Below are 17267 nucleotides of genomic sequence, written 5' to 3'. Positions count from 1 at the left end.
CGGCTCCACCCACTCGAGGCACCGGCGTCGCCCCGCGCTGTTCCGGCGCTGCGCCGGTGCCTCGAGTGGGTGGAGCCGAGCCTGATGGCGGGGCTCGGCTGGGTGGTCGCCCTTGCCATGGTTGGGGGCTCCGGGTTCGGCTTGGCCGCCTGTGAGGGACTGGCCGGGGAGCTAGGCGGCCACCGGTGGTTCGCGGTCCGCGCCCGTCTGCTGGAGGACGCGGGCGAAGTGCGCTGCCTGAGCGGGACTACCTCACCCGCCGCGGGTTCGGACCCGCGCGCGGGCGGGTGGCCGGATCCTTTCGGATGATGGCCTACGGGCCACTGACGGGCGGGGAGGGTCGGCGGGGAGTATCGGGGGTGTCCGGAACCGATCCGATGGAGGCTTCGTGAACATTCTGTGGACGTCCGCGCATCCCGAGCCGCGGTCCCTCAACGGCGTCCTGCGCGAGCACGGCCTGGAGACCCTGCGCGGCCTCGGGCATCAGGTGCGCGAGTCGGACCTGTACGCGATGGGCTGGAACCCCGTGGTCGGCCCCGCCGACTTCGGCCACGACCCCAGCGACCGCCTGCTGGTCGGCGACGCGTCCGAACGCGCCCACGCCGCGGGGACGCTCAGTCCCGACATCCGTGCCGAACAGGACAAGCTCCGGTGGGCGGACGCGCTCGTCCTGCAGTTCCCGCTCTGGTGGCACGGGATGCCCGCCATCCTCAAGGGCTGGTTCGACCGGGTGTTCGTGCAGGGGTTCGCGTTCGGCCTGCCCGGCGCCCGCCGCTACGGCGACGGCGGCCTGGCCGGACGGCGGGCCCTCGTGGTGACCACCGCCGGCGCCCGCTCCACCGGGTTCGGGCCGCGCGGCATCCACGGCGACGCGGAGGAGCTGCTGTTCCCGCTGCTGCACGGCACGCTGTTCTACAGCGGCATGGCCGTCCTGCCGCCGCTGGTCATCGGCGGGGCCGACCGCGTGCGGACGGCCGGCGGCGCGGCGGCGCGGCTGGACGAGCGGCTCCGCGGGCTCGGGACCGAGGAGCCCCTCCCGTACCGGCCGGAGCGCGGCGGCGACTACGACGGCGACCTCGTCCTGCGCCCGCACCTGGCGCCGGGGCGGGCGGGCCTGGACGTCCACCGCGCGGAGCCGTGCGCGGTCGGGGCGGGCGGCTGACGGCGGAAGTGCGCGGCACCTCCCGGAACGGGCGAGGTGCCGCGCACGGCGGTGGGCGTCACGCGCCTGCCGCGAGGCGCCGGATCAGCTTCTTGCTCGGGGTGAGGGCGTACTCCGTGCCCTGGGTCCGGACGAACCGTTCGATCTTGAGCTCCTGCGGGACGTCCGCGCCGTCCTCCTTCGCGGGACGCTCGTAGAACCGGCACGTCATCGACGGGGACGAGCCGATGACCGGGTCGACGCCGTCCGGCTTCTCGGAGTTCGGCAGGCCGGGGACGACCTTGTTGGGGAAGTCGTCGTTGTTCGCCCAGCTCTGCTGGAGGAACTCGAACTGCTCGGCGAGGTCGGAGCAGAACGCGACGAACACGAGCCCGCGTTCGGTGTCGGCGCCGTTGCCCTCGCCCGTCGCCGGGTCGAACTTCGGGCCGAAGGGGATGCCGCGCCGGATGAGCCGCCGCTTCGCCGCGGCCTTCCCCTCGTCGGGCGGCTGCTCGGCGAGGCCGTTGCGCGGGTGCATCTTCCGGATGTGGGCGCAGCGCGGGGTGTCGTAGCCCGCCGGGTCGTCGCGGTAGTCGAAGTCGTTGTCCATGCGGACGCCGGACGTGTGCGGGTCGACGTCGGGGTGGTGGGCGAGCGGGGCGCCGCTGCGCCACCGGCCGACCATGCGGGCCGCGAGCCGGTCCTTCTGCTCGGCGGACCGGTCGCCGCCGAGCCGCTCGATCTGCGCCCACCAGCCCGCGACGTCCTGCCGCAGCCTGCGCAGCACCATGAACGAGCCGTCCTTCATCCACTCGGGGCAGTCGAGTTGGGCGCGGCCGTCCCCGGCGGGCCGCTTGATGAGGCCGTCCTCGATCGTGTGGGGCGCGGCGCCGAGGACGAACTCGCCCGGGTCGACGAGGACGGTGCCGGGACGGTTCATCCGCTCGCCCGCCCTGGACGGCTCGGGCCGGTGGAACTGCTTGACGCCCGGCTGGGAGACGCCGTCCTTGAACCCGAAGTGCTCGTGCCCGGCGGCCTTGCCGGGCAGTGTCGTGGCGGCCTGCTCGTAGACCTCGGCGACCTGGTGCCGGGCGCACAGGTCGCGGATGCGCGACAGCCGGTTGCGCAGGTCCTCGGGACGGTCGGCGGCGACGGTGACGATCGCGTGGACGTTCCAGTCGTCCTGCCCGGGGACCTCGTGGCCGAAGTACCAGTGGCGCGGATCGTCGGCGCCCGTGTCGCCGAGGATGTCGGCCCGCTTCGCGGCGCCCTGGAGGAACGCCGCCATGGTGGACTCGCGGGGAAGGTTCCCCGGGTCCCGCAGGTCCTTCTTGATCGTCTCGTCGCCGACCATGCGGAGGGCCTCGACGGTCAGCGCCATGCCGACCCAGGTCGCGGCCATGTCGGCCGGGTCGTGGCCGAGGAGGCGGCGGCGCTCGCTGAACCGCTCGTTGAAATCCTCGACCTCCCGCGTGTCGGAGATCATCGGTTCCATCCGGCCGAGCCATTGCCGCGCCTTGGCGGCGTCGGTGAAGCGCAGCAGCAGGAACGTCTGCTGGTCCTTGTTGAACGCCGCGAGCACGTTGCCCTGGATGTTCTCGGACCAGCGGAGCGGGCGCGATTCGTCCCGTGTCTCCGGGGCCGGTGCGCGCAGGTCGGTCAGTATCGCGCCGTCGCTGACCTGCCGCATGATGGCGGACTCCAGCTCCACGGGGATCTGCGTCGTCATGTACGGGAACCTTTCTGCCTGCCGCCGGCGGCGGGCGCGGCGACGCCCCGCCCGGCCGGGAACAATGCGGACTCGACGCCGAAAAAGGCGTGATTTCGGATCGAGCGTATGATTTTCCGGCGAGAGCGACGTCTAGTGCGTTCAACAGATCGGCAAACGTTCGTCCTGGCGGAACGGGTTCTGAAAAAGCGGGCAAAAACGTTTTGGGGAGTCGGTGGCGGGCGAGTCGCCCGGACGTCCTGCCGCGTCCGTCCGTTACTCGGCCCTTTCCTTCGCGTTCATGCAGGTCAGGGTGCGTTCGCCGTGGTGGCTGCACCGTGGCCGGTAGTGCTGGCTACACCGCGTTTCTTCCCGTGTGCGTTATCGATTCGGGCGCCGCGGCCCGAGATCGTGGAGGTGTTCCTGAGACGTCCCCGCTCCCACCGGTCCGGTGGTTTTCGAGGAGTAGCCCATGCCCCAGCACCCCCAGCCCGCCGCCTTTCCGACCGCCCCGTCCAGGCGCCGCCGGCGGCTCGCCGCGGCGACGGCGGCCGGCGCCCTCTTCGCGGGCGGCCTGACGGGCTGCGCCACCGGTACCGAGGCCGACGCGCAGGCCGAGATCGGCGCCGCCAAGAACGAGATGGCCGTCCGGAAGGCGATGCAGGAAGTGGTGAAGGCCGGGTTCCCCGGCGTGGTCGTCTCGGTCAAGGGCGAGGACGGCAAGACCCGCGACTACTCGGCCGGTGTCGGCGACCGCGAGAAGGGCGAGGAGCCGCCGAAGAACGCGCACGTGCGCATCGGCAGCAACACCAAGACGTTCACGGCCGTGGCCGTCCTCCAGTTGGTCGGCGAGGGCAAGGTGAAGCTCGACGAACCGGTCGACGCCTACCTGCCCGGCGTCGTCGAGGGACCGGACTACAGCGGCAAGAAGATCACCGTCCGGCACCTGCTGGGGCACACCAGCGGCATCCCGGACTACACCCAGTGGGCGGACGCCGACACCGGCAAGGCGCCGACGAAGACCTACACGGCCGAGGAGCTGCTCAAGCCCGCACTGGAGCACAAGGCCGACTTCCCCGTCGGGAAGATGCGGTCGTACAGCAACACCAACTACATCATCGCGGGGATGCTGGTCGAGAAGCTCGACGGCAGGCCCGTGGGCGAGGCGGTCACCGAGCGGGTCATCCGGCGGGCCGGCCTGAAGGACACCACGTGGCCGAAGCCCGGGGACAAGAGCGTGCCGGAGCCGCGCATGGAGGGCTACATCGCGCCGCCCGGAGGCGAGCTGAAGAAGGCCACCGAGATGGACCCCTCGATCTCGGGCGCCGCCGGCATGGTGATCTCCACCCCGCGCGACCTCAACGCGTTCCAGACCGCCCTGATCAGCGGCAGGCTGCTGCCCGAAGCCCAGCTGAAGGAGATGCAGAAGACCGTCAAGGGCGGGCCGGACGACATGCCCGACACCGAGTTCGGGCTCGGCCTCGACAAGACCACGCTGTCGTGCGCCGAGATCTGGGGCCACGGCGGCGACATCCACGGCTACGAGTCCCGCGGCGGCGTGACCACCGACGGCCGCGAGGTCACCGTGGTCGTGAACGCCCTGCCGGGCGCGATCGTCAAGAAGCAGGACTCCATGGAGGCCATGACCAAGGAGTACATGGAGAAGCACGACAAGGTCATGAACCTCGTCGAGACGGCCATCTGCAAGTAACCGGGGCGAGACCCGCCGGTGGCGCCTCCTGGGCTGGGGCGGGCGCCACCGGCGTTCCGGTGCGGACGGGCTTCGGTGCGGACGGGTTTCAGCGCGGACGGGCGACGCGCGACTCGTCCCACACCGGTTCGGACGACTCGTACACCGAGCCGTCGGCGCCGAAGACGAGGAAGCGGTCGAAGGAGCGGGCGAACCAGCGGTCGTGCGTGACCGCGAGAACCGTCCCCTCGAACGACTCCAGGCCCTCCTGGAGCGCCTCGGCGCTCGCGAGGTCGAGGTTGTCGGTGGGCTCGTCCAGGAGCAGGAGCGTCGCGCCGCCGAGTTCGAGCAGGAGGATCTGCAGCCGGGCCTGCTGGCCGCCCGAGAGGGTCTCGAACGGCTGCTCGGCGCAGACCGTCAGCTCGTACCGGGCGAGCGCCGACATCGCGTCGTTGCGCAGCCGGGCGTGCTCGGTCATGACGATCTCGCACGGCGTCCGCCCGTCCAGGTCGGGGCGGGCGTGGGTCTGCGCGAACAGTCCGGGGACGACGCGGGCACCGAGCCGCCCGACGCCGGTGTGCGCGACCGGCGCGACGGGCGCGGTGCCGCGCGGGACCGTCTCGGCGACGGACGCGAGCAGCCGCAGGAAGTGCGACTTCCCGGACCCGTTCGACCCGAGCACCGCGACCCGCTCGCCGTACCAGATCTCCGCGTCGAACGGCTTCATCAGCCCGGTGAGCTCCAGGCCCTCGCAGATCACCGCGCGCTTGCCGGTGCGCCCGCCGCGCAGCCGCATCTTGATCGACTGGTCGCGGGGCGGGACCTCGGGCGGGCCCGCCTCCTCGAACCGCCGCAGCCGCGTCTGCGCCGCCTGGTAGCGGGACGCCATCGAGTCGTTGAACGTCGCCTTGTTCTTGAGCATCATGACGAGCTGCTTGAGCTTCGCGTGCTCCTCGTCCCACCGGCGCCGCAGCTCCTCCAGGCGCTCGTTGCGGTCGCGGCGCGCCTCGGCGTACGTCGCGAACCGGCCGCCGTGCACCCACACACGCCCCGCCTCGACGGTGACGATCCGGTCGGCGGCGGCGTCGAGGAGCTCCCGGTCGTGCGAGACGATCAGGACGGTCTTCGGCGTCTCGCGGAGCCGCTCCTCGAGCCACTGCTTGCCGGGGACGTCGAGGTAGTTGTCGGGCTCGTCGAGGAGGAGCACCTCGTCGGGGCCGCGCAGCAGGGCCTCCAGGACGAGCCGTTTCTGCTCGCCGCCCGAGAGCGTGCGGACCTCGCGCCACCGGCACGAGTCGTACGGGACGCCGAGGGCCGCGACGCAGCAGGCGTCCCAGAGCACCTCGATCTCGTAGCCGCCCGCGTCGCCCCAGCCCGCGAGCGCGTTCGCGTAGCGGAGCTGCGTGGGCTCGTCGTCGCGTTCCATCATCGCGAGCTCGGCGGCCTCCACGGCCGCCGCGGCCTCCCGGACGCGCGGCGGCGCGACCGACAGGAGCAGATCGTGCACCGAGGAGTCGTCCCGGACGTTGCCGACGAACTGCCGCATCACGCCGAGCCCGCCGCTGTGCGCGACGGTGCCCTCCTGCGGCGCCAGGTCGCCCGCGATCAGCCGCAGCATGGTCGTCTTCCCGGCGCCGTTCGGCCCGACGAGCGCGGCCGTCACCCCTTCGCCGACCCGGAACGACGCGTCGTCCAGCAGGACCCGGCCGTCGGGCAAGGTATGCCGCACATGCCCGACTTCGACGTGCCCCACTGTTCTCCCCCTCGTGATCGCGGTCCGGAGCCGAGTCTCGGCACCGCTCCCGCCGACGTCAAACGGTTTTCGGGCGCGCGCGGTGGTTTCGGGGCGCGGCGGTCAGGCCGTCCGGCGGAGGACGAGGCCGGTGTCGCAGACGACCGGTTCGCGGACGTCCGACCCGGCGGAGCCGAGCAGCATCCGCACCATCGCCCGGCCCATGCACTCGGTGGGCTGGTGGACGGTGGTGAGCATCGGCAGCGTCGGCCGGCGGGCCGCGGTGTCCTCGAACCCGACGAGCGCGACGTCGTCGGGCACGCGGCGCCCCTGCCGCTCCAGCTCGCGCAGCGCCCCGGCGGCCATCACGTCGGACGCGGCGAACACCGCGTCGAGGTCCGGCCGCCGCGCCAGGAGGCGCCGCATCGCGAGCAGCCCGCCGGCCTCGGTGAAGTCGCCGAACGCCACCGTCCCCGGACGGCCGTCCAGCGCCCGCCGGTAGCCGGCGAGGCGGTCGGCGCCGACGGACCGCTCCGGCGGCCCCGCGATCGCGGCGATCCGGCGCCGCCCGCAGCCGACCAGGTACTCGACGGCGCGCCGGCTCCCGCCGCGGTTGTCCGCGTCGACGTAGCCCGCGCCGTCCGCCGCGCCGCCTGCGGAGCCGCCGGGGCGCCCCGCCGACACGGTGGGCACCCCGTCGCGCCGCAGCAGGCCGGCGAGCGGTTCCCGAGGGAGCGTGGACAGCAGCAGGACGCCCTCCGTCCGGTGCTCGCGGAGCCGCCGCGCCACCGTCGCGCGCTCACCGCGCGTCCGCGCGCAGTGCAGCGCCACCGCCGTCCCGGCCGTGCCGGCGGCCGCGGTGATCCCGTCCAGGAGCTGGCCGAGGTACGGCTGCTCGAACCCGCGGCCCGGTTCCTCCGCCAGCACCACCGCGAGGGCGCCCGGACGTCCGGACGCCAGCGCGCGGGCCGCCGCGTCGGGCGTGTACCCGAGGTCCCGCGCCGCCCGCAGCACCGCCGTCCGCGCCCGCTCGCTCACGCGCGCGGAACCGTTGATCGCCCGGGACGCGGTGCCGCGCCCCACTCCGGCCCGGGCGGCGACGTCTTCGAGCGTCGGACGGCGATCGGCCATGCCCCTGTTCTACAGGGAGCCCCGCCCGCGCGCCACGCCCGCGCGGCCCTGCGTCAGAAGCGGCGGAGGAGGGCCTGCTTGGCGGTGGCGAACTCCTCGTCGGTGAGGATGCCCTCCTTGTGCAGGTCGCCGAGTTCGCGCAGCCGCCGCAGGAGGACGTCGTGGTCGTCGGCCGCCGCCGGTTCGGGGGCGGCCGCCTCCGGTAGGGCCGGGACGTCGTCGGACGGCGGGGCGCTCGGGTGCGGGAGCCGCGCCACGACCGCGGCGGCCACGGCGATCGCGGAGGCGCCCTCCTTCTTGGTGCCCCACAGCGTCAGGCAGTACGGGTCGTGCTTCGGCTTCGGCGGGGCGCCCTGGTCCTTCATGTGGAACCGCAGGTGCCCCTCGTCCAGCCCGACGGACGGGTGCAGTTCGACCTTCAGGACGTCCGCCAGAGTGAACTGCTTCGGGCCCGCCTTCTGCTTCGAGCCCTCGGCCATCCAGCTCCAGTCCAGCCGGACGGTCTCCCCGTCGAACGTCACCGACCCCTCCCCGCCGGACGCCCGCAGCGGGACGCTCGGCCCGGGCAGCAGGTACCGGTCCACCGGCCCGGTGCCGATCTGCTCGATCTGCAGCGTGTTGCGCACCTCGTCGACGAAGTACTCGGCGAGGGCCGCGGCGTCCCTGTCGAGGCTCAGCCGGTACGGGTCGGACGACTCGTCGAGCGCGTTGCCCGCGGCCTGCACGAGCGGGTCCGCGCCCTGCCGAAGCCGGACCCGCAGCACGCCGCCCTTCTTGCCCGGCTCGTAGGCGATCCCGGCGACGGCCTCCAGCGGGACCTCGAGCTCACCGAGGATGCGCCGCAGCCGGTGCACGCCGCGCCCGTTCCCGGGGACGATCCGCACGAGAGCGCCGTCGAACGTCCAGCGGCCTTCATTTCCGGTGACTTCTGCCATGACCCCGTTTCCCGACATCGCCCGTCCGGTGGACCCAGGGTAAAACGTCAGGCCGAAACAAGGGAGCGCACGTGCGCCACGACCGCGTCCAGCGCGACCTTCTCGGTCTCCCCGGTCGAGCGCGCCGTCACCTCGGCCATGCCCTCGGCGAGGGCGCGGCGCCCGATCGTCACCCGGTAGGGGATGCCGGTCAGCTCGACGTCGCGGAACTTGACGCCCGCCCGCTCCGGCCGGTCGTCGATCACGACCTCGACGCCCGCCGCCGCGAGGCCCGCGTAGACGTCCTCGGCCGCCGCGAGCACGTCCTCGGTGGTCTGCGCGGGGACGACCGCCACGTGGAACGGCGCGACGGCGAGCGGCCACACGATGCCGCGCTCGTCGTGGTGGGTCTCGACGATCGCGGCCATCGCCCGCTCGACGCCGATCCCGTAGCTGCCCATGACGATCGGGACCTGCTTGCCGTCCGGGTCCAGCACCTCGGCGCCGAGCGCCCGGGAGTACCGGTCGCCGAGCTTGAAGATGTGCCCGATCTCGATGGCCCGGACCACCCGCAGCGGCTCCCCGCACCGCGGGCACGGCTCCCCGGCGGCGACCTCCCGCAGGTCCGCCCACGTGCCGACGGTGATGTCGCGCCCGACGTCCACACCGCGCAGGTGGACGTCGTCGGTGTTCGCGCCGGTGAACATGTTCCGGCGGCCGCGCAGCGCCTCGTCCGCGATCACCGGCAGGCCGGCGCCGACCGCGCCGAGGCTGCCGGGCAGCGCTCCGAGCGCCTCCCGGATCTCCTCCGGTTCCGCTGCCCGGATCGACGCCGCGCCTGTGACGTCCACGAGCTTCTGCTCGTTGAGCGGGTGGTCGCCGCGCAGCAGGACGAGCGTCAGCACGCCGTCGAGCAGGTACACCAGCGTCTTGATCTGCCGGTCGCCCGGCGCGTCGTAGGCGAGGAGGTCCTCGATGGTGCGGACGCCGGGCGTGTCGAACCGCTCGGGCGCCGCCGGGCCCGGCTCGTCCTCCACCGCGTCCAGGCGGGACGTCGCCCGCTCGATGTTCGCCGCGTACCCGCACCCGGGGGAGTGGGCGACGAGGTCCTCGCCGACGTCGGCGGGGCACATGAACTCGGTGGAGCCCGCGCCGCCCATCGTCCCGCTGGACGCCTCGCACGCCAGCGCGGGCAGCCCGAGCCGCTCGAAGATCCGCGTGTAGGCGCCGTGGTAGGCGTCGAACGACGCGTCCAGGCCCGCCCGGTCGATGTCGAAGCTGTAGGCGTCCTTCATGGTGAACTCGCGCGTCCGCATGAGGCCGCCCTTGGGGCGCGGCTCGTCCCGGAACTTCGTCTGGAACTGGTACCACTGCTGCGGGAGCCGCTTGTAGGAGTGCAGCTCCTGCGCGATCGTCGCGAAGATCTCCTCGTGGGTCATGCCGAGCGCCAGCTCGGCGCCGCGCCGGTCGCGGAGCCGGAACATCTCCTCGCCCATCAGCTCCCACCGGCCCGAGCGGCGCCACGGCTCCGCCGGATGCAGGGCCGGCAGCAGCATCTCCTGCCCGCCGATGGCGTTCATCTCCTGCCGCACGACCTCGATCACCTTCGCGCGGACGCGCACCGCCAGCGGCAGCAGCGAGTAGTGACCGGACGCGAGCAGGCGGACGTACCCCGCGCGCAGGAGCAGCCGGTGGCTCGGCGCGTCCGCGTCGGCGGGGTCCTCGCGGAGGGTGGGCACGAACATCTGGGACCAGCGCATCACGCGAGGTTACCCAACACGCCGGCGCCCGCACCGCAGCCACGGCCGTGCCGGCCGCTCGGCACGGCCTCCGCTCGCGGAATTTGCTCCGTCCCGCACCCGGTCGTCAAGTCGCCCGCGCGTGGGGTGTGGGGCGGCCGACACGCGGGGCGTGGTGGCGCGGAGGTCACCGTAAGGGCACGGTGGGGGTGCAGGGCGGCGCAGGTCAGTACCCTGTCCTGCGTGAGTCGAGAAGGTGTGACGCCGCAGAGCGAGGATTTCTCCGCCTGGTACAACGAGCTGGTCGTGCAGGCGCAGCTCGTGGACCGGGGCCCGGTCCGCGGCACGATGGTGATCCGACCGTACGGGTACCGGGTGTGGGAGCTGCTCCAGGCCGACCTGGACCGGCGGATCAAGGACGCGGGGCACGACAACGCGTGCTTCCCGATGCTCATCCCGGAGTCCTACCTCAAGCGCGAGGCCGAGCACGTCGAGGGCTTCTCGCCGGAGCTGGCGGTCGTGACGCACGCGGGCGGCAAGGACCTGGAGGAGCCGCTGGTCGTGCGGCCCACGTCCGAGACCGTCATCGGCGAGTACATGGCGAAGTGGATCGACTCGCACCGCGACCTGCCGCTGCTGCTGAACCAGTGGGCGAACGTGGTCCGCTGGGAGATGCGGCCCCGGATGTTCCTGCGCACGACCGAGTTCCTCTGGCAGGAGGGCCACACCGCGCACGCCGACGAGGGCGACGCGATGCGGGAGACGATGTGGGCGCTGGACGCCTACGCGGCGGTCGCGCGCGAGCTGGCCGCGATGCCGGTCGTGGCGGGCGAGAAGACGCCCGGCGAGCGGTTCGCCGGCGCGGTGCGCACGTACACGATCGAGGGCATGATGCGGGACGGCCGCGCCCTGCAGGCCGGCACGTCCCACTACCTCGGGACGAACTTCGCGAAGGCGTTCGAGATCCAGTACCAGGACGAGGCGGGCAAGCTGACGCTCGCGCACACGACGTCCTGGGGCATGAGCACCCGCATGATCGGCGGCGTGATCATGACGCACGGGGACGACAAGGGGCTCGTGCTGCCGCCGCGCCTCGCCCCCTACCAGGTCGTGATCGTGCCGATCGGGCGCAAGGAGCAGGGCGAGCAGACGGCCGCCGAGGCGCGGCGGCTGGGCGCGGCGGTCCGGTCGATGGGCATCCGCGTGCACGTCGACGACAACCGGCCGCAGCTCTCGCCGGGCTTCAAGTTCAACGAGTGGGAGATGCGCGGCGTCCCGGTCCGGATCGAGCTGGGCAAGCGCGACCTGGAGGCCGGCGTCGCCACCGTCGTGCGGCGGCTGCCGACGGCGGAGGGGCAGGGCAAGGAGCAGATCCCGCTCGACAAGGTGCCGGAGCTGATCCCGGGGATCCTCGCCGAGTTCCAGGCGTTCCTGCTGGCCCGCGCCGAGGCGTTCCGCGAGGAGCGCACCGCGGTCGTCGACTCCTGGGACGCCTTCGCCGGCCAGGTCGCGCAGGGGTGGGCGCGCGCCCTGCACTGCGGCCGCACCGAGTGCGAGGACGCGATCAAGGCCGACACCGCGGCGACCCCGCGCGTCATCCCGGCGGACGCGCCGGAGGAGGCGGGCGCGTGCGTGAAGTGCGGGGAGCCGTCCGCGTACGGCAAGCGCGTGATCTTCGGCAAGTCGTACTGACGCGGCGGGCGCCGGGGGAGGCGGCGGTCAGCCGCCGTCCCCGGCGCCCTTGCCGCCTCCGTCCTCCTCGAGCGCGCGGGTGGCCTGCACCCGGTCCCGGAACGGCTGGACGAACCACAGCCACGCGCACACGACCCCCACGACGGCGGCGGTGACGATCGCCCACCAGTCCTCGGTGAGGGTCTGGACGATCAGCGTGGTGGCGGCCGAGATCGACACGGCGAGCGCGATGCCGCCGCAGATGCCGAGGCGGTTGGCGCGGCGGATCAGCATCGCCTTCTTGTTCATCCGGAACAGGATGCGGTGCTGGAACACCGGCGTGCTGAAGCAGATCGACGCGGCCGCCGCGCCGAAGAGCGCGATGTAGAACAGGATCTCCCCGGTGTCGTCGACCTTGTCGAACCGCGCCGCGAAGGGGACGGTCAGCAGGAAGGCGAACAGCACCTGCACGCCGGTCACCGCGACACGGAACCCCTGCAGCAGTTCGATCAGCTGCCGGTCGAGACGTTCGTGCTCGGTCTCGTTGCGAGGCTTCATGGCCGGGTCCACGCTCATGAACGTGCTATTACCCGGTAAAGAAGTGAACAGTCGGTCATAGTCGGATCTGTTGCGAGCGCCCCGTCGCGGGCCGTCGTCCGGAAGCCGGGGTCCGGAAGCTACTCCGTGCCGGGGATGTCTTCGAGCGTGGTGCGGGCCATGCGGCGGATCAGCCGGAGTCGCTGGCCCAGCGGCTGCAGGAACCACAGCCAGCCGCACAACGCCACGACGCAGAGCGCGGTGCTGGCCGCCGCCCACCACGCCGTCAGCGTTTCCATGATCAATGTGGTGGACGCCGAGATCGACAGGGCGAGGGCGATGCCGCCGCAGATTCCGAGCCGGTTCGCCCGGCGCACCAGCATCTCTTTTTGGTCCATCCGAAAAAGGATCCGGTGCTGGAACACCGGCGCGCTGAAACAGATCGACGCGAATGCCGCCCCGTACAGCGCGATGAAGAAGAGGATCCGGCCCGTCTGGTCGATCTTTCCCCACCCCGCCGCGTACGGCACGGTCAGCAGGAACGCGAAGAGCATCTGCACGCCCGTGACGGCGACACGGAAGCCCTGCAGCATTTCGATGAGTTGCCGGTCGAGTCGCTCATGATCGGTTTCGTTGCGTGGCTTGAGTGACGGGTCGACGCTCATGCTGTTTGGGTACCCAGGCAGTGCGCTGACCAGTCGATTTGGCAGGTCAAGTCTGCCGGGCGCACCAGTTTCTTCGGGGAATTCGCAATCTCTCGGATTGATTTCGCATTCCGTGCGCGAGCGCGGGCGGCCGCTCAATTCAGGGACGGCGGTTCCACCCGCAGCGCCAGCATCGACACGTCGTCGCGCAGATCGCCGTCGCAGAACTCCAGCAGGGCCCGCTCCACCGCCGCGAGCATCCCCTCCGGCTTGTCCTTGGCGTGCGCGGCGAGCGTCTCCAGCAGCCGCTCCATCCCGAACTCCTGCCGCTGGAGGTTGCACCCCTCCAGGACGCCGTCCGAATAGAGGACGAGCGTGTCCCCGACGGCCAGCTCGACGCCGTCCAGGCCCGGTTCGAAGTCCTCGAACAGCCCGAGCGGCACCCCGCCCCGCGACGCCGACCGGATCACCCCGTCCGCCCGCACCACGATCGCCGGCGGGTGCCCCGCCACGCCCAGCGACACCAGCGCCCGCTCCGTCTCCATCGTGAGCCCCGCCATCACCGCCGTGACGAACCGGTCCTCGTCCAGCAGCGCCTCGTTGACGACGCCGAGGACGTCCCCGGGCGTCGGCTTCCAGCGGGCCGCGAGGCGCGCGCAGTGCCGCGCGGTGGCGGTGACGGCCGCCGCGTCCTCGCCCTTCCCGCACACGTCGCCGAGGATCAGCCCCCAGCCGTCCTCGGTGCGGAACACGTCGTAGAAGTCGCCGCCCACCTCGGCGGCGCCGTGCGTCGCCGTCAGGTAGCGGGCCGCGACGGACGCGCCCGGGATCTCCGGCAGCGTCTTCGGCAGCAGCCCCGCCTGGAGCGTGTCGGCGACCTCGGCGCGCCGCCGGTACAGCCGGGACGCGCGGATCACCAGCGCCAGGTACCGGCCGAGCCGCTGCACGACGCCGAGGTCGACGAGGTCGAACGGCCCGTAGTCGCCGCTGGCCGTCAGCGTGATCGTGCCGAGGCAGCGCTCGCCGTCCTCGATCGGGACGCTCAGCACCGACGTCGCGCCGATCTTCGCGCAGACGGGCTGGCCGTCCGGGCAGACGCCCAGCAGTTCGAGGTCGTCCACGTGCGGCCGCACGGTGCTCTGCCGGGTGAGGAACACGGTGTGCGGGAGCGTGCCCTGCACGGGCTCCAGCTCCTCCAGCATCCGCGCCGCCTCCACGGACCGCTCGTCGTCGGGGCCCATCGCGACCTGGCGGCGCAGCATCGGGACGGCGTCCGCGGCGGTCGCGCCGCCCGCCCCGGGGAGCGCCGGGCCGCCGGGGCCGGTGAGGTCGACGAACGCCCAGTCGGCCAGCTCGGCCGCCAGCAGCCGGGCGCAGCGCCGCACCGCGACCGTCTCGTTGAACACCGGCTCGTCCAGCAGCAGCTCGCAGGCGGTCGCGAGGACGTCCATGCGGTGCACGAGCGTGGCGACGGTCTCGTCGTCGCCCGCCGGGACGCCCGGGACCTGCGGCACCGGCGCCGCCCGCTCGGCCCGCGCGTCGTCCGTCCCGGCCGTGGCGCGCCGCGCCCCCGGCCCGTCGGCGTCCGGCCGCCGCGGGACCGCCGTGCGCGGGACGGCCCGCGCCGGTTCCGGGCGCGGCGCGCTCCCCGCCGGCCGCGCGCCCGCGGCCCGCTGCTGCGGCTCCCGCTTCCCGGCCTCGCCGGCCGGCCGCGCCCGCGTCGCGCCCTCCCCGCCCTGCGGGGGGTTCGCGCCCTGCGGCGGGCCGGCGGCGCCCGCGGCGACCACGACCATCGGGTCCGGCTCGCCGCGGATCCACACCCGCGCCAGCGTCACCACGGCGTCGATGCCGCGTTCGCGGCCGAGGAAGCGGACCTGCACGCGCCGCCGCCGGCCCGTCCGGACGACCGCCGCGAGCTGCGACCGCACCGCCGCTCGCGTCGCCAGGTCGCAGAACGACGCGAACTGCTTGCCGGACACGTACCCCGCCGACACCCCGAGCAGCGACGCGGCCTGCCGGTTCGCCCGCCGCACGCTGCTGCTCCGGTCGAGCAGGAACAGCGGCACGGGCGCGTCCTGGAACACCGTGCGCAGCACGCGCCGCTCGTTCTCGGCCGCCGCCGACCCGCCCTGCTCGGCGCCGTGCTCGGTGCCCATGGCGCGCAGCGCCGCCAGCGCGAGTTCGAGTTCGACCAGTGCCGCGTCGAGCGTCGCGCGCAGATCGGGCTCCGGCAGGCCCGCGGCCTGCCGCAGCTCTCCGATGCGCCCTTCGAGCTCGGTGATCTCGCGCAGCATCGCTTCCGGCTCGAGCTGGTCGAACTGATCGTGCATCCGATCTCCCTTTCGTCCGTTCGCCACGGCGAAACCGGATGGGCCGTCGCCCTGACCGGGCCGGGCCCTGCTCTTCACGATCGCTTTGCCATCGCCCGCCCGGCTAGGTGATCCCCTGGTCACCGACGATACGCTGGGCCAACGCCGTGAGCTTCACGTGCCGTGTCTGGGAGATGCGGCGCATCTCGGCGAACGCCTCGTCGGCATCGCAGCCGAGCGCGTGCATCAGGATGCCCTTCGCCTGGTCCACGACGGCGCGGGCCTCGACCGCCTCCTGGAGCTGGACGGCCGTGCGGTGGACGTCGTCGTACTGCTGGGTGTTCGACATCGACGCGCTGCCCTGCGCCATCAGCAGCGCGGCCAGCGCGTGGCGCCCGGAGCCGAGCGACTTGGGCGTCACCCCGTACAGCGTGAGGGTGACCATGACGTTCGCGTTCAGGTGCGGGGACATGGTGAAGCAGCGGACGCCGCGCCGCAGCATGTCCGCCATGGTGTCGGGCCAGCGGGTCTCGACCAGGATGTCGTCGGACCCGAGCGGGCGCCGCTCCAGCACCATGTCGAACAGGGGGCCTTCGCCGCGCGCGAGCTGGCGGTCGGTGATCTCGGCGATGTCGGGGTGGCTGGCCGCGGCGGCCAGCGGTTCGGGACGCGCGTCCTCGGGCACGGCGGGGGCGGCGCCGTTCGTCCGGGGCAGCGCCCAGCGGACGCCGGACGCGCCGGCGCAGCCGGGCACGGCCCGGGCGGCCAGCTCGGCCACGCGGTGCAGCGTGCCCACGTCGGAGGATTCCCCGACCACGCCCAGCCGCGCGATCTCCAGCGCGAGCTGGTCGGTCAGGACCGTGTCGGTCGGCGTCACACCATTGACGGTATCTCGCCGTTCGCCGTGCGCCGACCCTCGGTCCGGGATCAGCTGTTCGGGGCGGCCTTGCTGATCTCGTGCAGCGGGCGCGCCGTGCCCGGCCCGGCGCCGTCCGCCACGGCGAGGTCGCCCAGGGTGACGATCCCCACGGGGCGCTGCAGGGCGTCCACGACGGGCAGCCGCCGGACGGCGTGCTCGCACATCAGCCGGACGGCCGTGCCCGTGTCGTCGTCGGGCCGGACGGTCGTCAGCTCGGCGGTGCACACGTCGCCGAGCGGCGTCCGCGAGGTGTCGCGGCGCTCCGCCACGGCCCGCACCACGATGTCGCGATCGGTGACGACGCCGCACAGGCGGCCCGCGTAGGTGACGAGGACGTCGCCGATGCCTTCGTCGCGCATGACGCGGGCCGCCTCGTCGAGGGTCGAGTCCAGCGGCAGCGCCTGCGGGGCCGCGGTCATCACGTCGCTGATCATTCGTGACATCGCGTGCGGTTCCTCCTGGTTCTCCGGCGCTCGCATTGGCCGTGTGCGCGCTTTACCCGCGCAAGGCCCGTCCATGCGACCGTCTTGTGATCCGGCCCGCGCCCGCCGCCGGCGGGCGGTCGCGGCCGGTCACCGCCGCTCCCGTCACCGGAGCGGACCGCCGTTCAGAACGCGAAGACCATGCCGGTCCGCGAGCGCATCACGCAGTCGTTGGGGTAGTTCTTGCGGAAGCGGACGGGACGCCCGCGCCACGTGCCTTCGGCCCGGACGGTCACGGGGGAGTGGACCGCCGTGCACATCCGGCCGTCCGGCTCGTGCTCGATGCGGCCGCCCGACTCCTCCAGATCGCCGCACGCCCGCACCGCCTCCGGGTGCCGGCCGCCGGGCGGATCGCAGCGCAGCGTCGCCGTCCGCGGTGCGGCGCCCTCCCGGCCGGGATGCTTCAGCGTCAGGCGCAGGGACGTGGCGGATTCGGAGTGGGCGACGGGCAGCAGGGCCAGGGCGGCGCCCACGAGGACGCTGCCGAGCGTGTGCGGCATCGAGGCTCCCGAGGGTCGGGGTCGAGTGACCGAGAGGTACTGGGGGGACATCGCTCACTGTACTCGCCCGACTACCCAATGCGCGTGGGAACGGTCCGATCGGGTGCGGCCGTCCGGGGGCGGAGAGGGGGCGACCCCGCGGCCACGGGG

14 protein-coding genes are annotated in these 17267 nt (G+C 73.2%); 3 read left to right on the top strand and 11 right to left on the bottom strand.

Annotation, left to right across the window (positions count from 1 at the left end):
• Window positions 1–388: 388 nt before the first annotated feature.
• Window positions 389–1162, top strand: coding sequence for an NAD(P)H-dependent oxidoreductase (locus DMH08_RS32290; RefSeq protein WP_125619776.1), 774 nt, complete (start codon window positions 389–391; stop codon window positions 1160–1162).
• 58 nt (window positions 1163–1220) lie between these two features.
• On the opposite strand, the gene DMH08_RS32285 is transcribed toward DMH08_RS32290, so the two are convergent.
• Window positions 1221–2870 (bottom strand): Dyp-type peroxidase, encoded by a 1650-nt coding sequence (locus tag DMH08_RS32285; protein WP_199748109.1) that lies wholly within the window; start codon window positions 2868–2870, stop codon window positions 1221–1223.
• 451 nt (window positions 2871–3321) lie between these two features.
• On the opposite strand from DMH08_RS32285, the gene DMH08_RS32280 reads away from it, so the two are divergent.
• On the top strand, window positions 3322–4560 hold the full coding sequence (locus DMH08_RS32280; RefSeq protein ID WP_125619774.1) for a serine hydrolase domain-containing protein: 1239 nt from the start codon (window positions 3322–3324) through the stop codon (window positions 4558–4560).
• A gap of 88 nt (window positions 4561–4648) precedes the next feature.
• Here the strand turns inward: DMH08_RS32280 and DMH08_RS32275 are convergent, their stop codons facing one another.
• The 4 genes from DMH08_RS32275 to DMH08_RS32260 form a co-directional block, all read right to left on the bottom strand.
• On the bottom strand, window positions 4649–6292 hold the full coding sequence (locus DMH08_RS32275; protein ID WP_026403622.1) for an ABC-F family ATP-binding cassette domain-containing protein: 1644 nt from the start codon (window positions 6290–6292) through the stop codon (window positions 4649–4651).
• A 102-nt stretch (window positions 6293–6394) separates the two neighbouring features.
• Window positions 6395–7402, bottom strand: coding sequence for a LacI family DNA-binding transcriptional regulator (locus tag DMH08_RS32270; protein WP_125619772.1), 1008 nt, complete (start codon window positions 7400–7402; stop codon window positions 6395–6397).
• Window positions 7403–7455: 53 nt separating this feature from the next.
• Window positions 7456–8337 carry a DUF4429 domain-containing protein gene (locus DMH08_RS32265; protein WP_026403620.1) on the bottom strand — a complete coding sequence of 294 codons (882 nt, stop codon included), beginning with the start codon at window positions 8335–8337 and terminating at the stop codon, window positions 7456–7458.
• A gap of 47 nt (window positions 8338–8384) precedes the next feature.
• A complete protein-coding gene (locus tag DMH08_RS32260) occupies window positions 8385–10076 on the bottom strand; it encodes a proline--tRNA ligase (protein ID WP_125619770.1) in 1692 nt (563 codons plus the stop codon).
• A gap of 222 nt (window positions 10077–10298) precedes the next feature.
• On the opposite strand from DMH08_RS32260, the gene proS reads away from it, so the two are divergent.
• Entirely contained in the window at window positions 10299–11747 is a 1449-nt protein-coding gene (proS, locus tag DMH08_RS32255; protein WP_233617931.1) for a proline--tRNA ligase, read from the top strand.
• Window positions 11748–11774: 27 nt separating this feature from the next.
• Here proS and DMH08_RS32250 read toward each other — a convergent pair whose 3' ends face one another.
• The 6 genes from DMH08_RS32250 to DMH08_RS32220 all read right to left on the bottom strand — a co-directional run bounded on the left by DMH08_RS32250 (window position 11775) and on the right by DMH08_RS32220 (window position 17117).
• Entirely contained in the window at window positions 11775–12284 is a 510-nt protein-coding gene (locus DMH08_RS32250; RefSeq protein WP_084550624.1) for a DUF6328 family protein, read from the bottom strand.
• Between the two features lie 119 nt (window positions 12285–12403).
• Entirely contained in the window at window positions 12404–12928 is a 525-nt protein-coding gene (locus DMH08_RS32245; protein WP_051300994.1) for a DUF6328 family protein, read from the bottom strand.
• A gap of 134 nt (window positions 12929–13062) precedes the next feature.
• Complete coding sequence (locus DMH08_RS42020; RefSeq protein WP_233617930.1) at window positions 13063–15237, bottom strand: SpoIIE family protein phosphatase; 2175 nt, start codon at window positions 15235–15237, stop codon at window positions 13063–13065.
• A 103-nt stretch (window positions 15238–15340) separates the two neighbouring features.
• Entirely contained in the window at window positions 15341–16093 is a 753-nt protein-coding gene (locus tag DMH08_RS32230; RefSeq protein ID WP_125619768.1) for an ANTAR domain-containing response regulator, read from the bottom strand.
• A 50-nt stretch (window positions 16094–16143) separates the two neighbouring features.
• Window positions 16144–16578 (bottom strand): CBS domain-containing protein, encoded by a 435-nt coding sequence (locus tag DMH08_RS32225; RefSeq protein ID WP_026403617.1) that lies wholly within the window; start codon window positions 16576–16578, stop codon window positions 16144–16146.
• 164 nt (window positions 16579–16742) lie between these two features.
• Window positions 16743–17117, bottom strand: coding sequence for an SSI family serine proteinase inhibitor (locus tag DMH08_RS32220; RefSeq protein ID WP_026403616.1), 375 nt, complete (start codon window positions 17115–17117; stop codon window positions 16743–16745).
• Window positions 17118–17267: the final 150 nt, after the last annotated feature.

Source organism: Actinomadura sp. WAC 06369 (assembly GCF_003947565.1).
GTDB classification, from domain to species: Bacteria; Actinomycetota; Actinomycetes; order Streptosporangiales; family Streptosporangiaceae; genus Spirillospora; species Spirillospora rifamycini.
The sequence above is the reverse complement of the archived record's forward strand: the minus strand, read 5'-3'. Positions and strand labels throughout refer to the sequence as shown.

What these genes read in the sequence shown, in the direction of transcription:
- DMH08_RS32285 (WP_199748109.1), bottom strand. Translation starts at nt 2,870, where the DNA reads ATGACGACGCAGATCCCCGTGGAGCTGGAGTCCGCCATCATGCGGCAG.
- DMH08_RS32280 (WP_125619774.1), top strand. Translation starts at nt 3,322, where the DNA reads ATGCCCCAGCACCCCCAGCCCGCCGCCTTTCCGACCGCCCCGTCCAGG.
- DMH08_RS32270 (WP_125619772.1), bottom strand. Translation starts at nt 7,402, where the DNA reads ATGGCCGATCGCCGTCCGACGCTCGAAGACGTCGCCGCCCGGGCCGGA.
- DMH08_RS32265 (WP_026403620.1), bottom strand. Translation starts at nt 8,337, where the DNA reads ATGGCAGAAGTCACCGGAAATGAAGGCCGCTGGACGTTCGACGGCGCT.
- DMH08_RS32260 (WP_125619770.1), bottom strand. Translation starts at nt 10,076, where the DNA reads ATGCGCTGGTCCCAGATGTTCGTGCCCACCCTCCGCGAGGACCCCGCC.
- DMH08_RS32250 (WP_084550624.1), bottom strand. Translation starts at nt 12,284, where the DNA reads ATGAAGCCTCGCAACGAGACCGAGCACGAACGTCTCGACCGGCAGCTG.
- DMH08_RS32245 (WP_051300994.1), bottom strand. Translation starts at nt 12,928, where the DNA reads ATGAGCGTCGACCCGTCACTCAAGCCACGCAACGAAACCGATCATGAG.
- DMH08_RS42020 (WP_233617930.1), bottom strand. Translation starts at nt 15,237, where the DNA reads ATGCACGATCAGTTCGACCAGCTCGAGCCGGAAGCGATGCTGCGCGAG.
- DMH08_RS32225 (WP_026403617.1), bottom strand. Translation starts at nt 16,578, where the DNA reads ATGTCACGAATGATCAGCGACGTGATGACCGCGGCCCCGCAGGCGCTG.
- DMH08_RS32220 (WP_026403616.1), bottom strand. Translation starts at nt 17,117, where the DNA reads ATGCCGCACACGCTCGGCAGCGTCCTCGTGGGCGCCGCCCTGGCCCTG.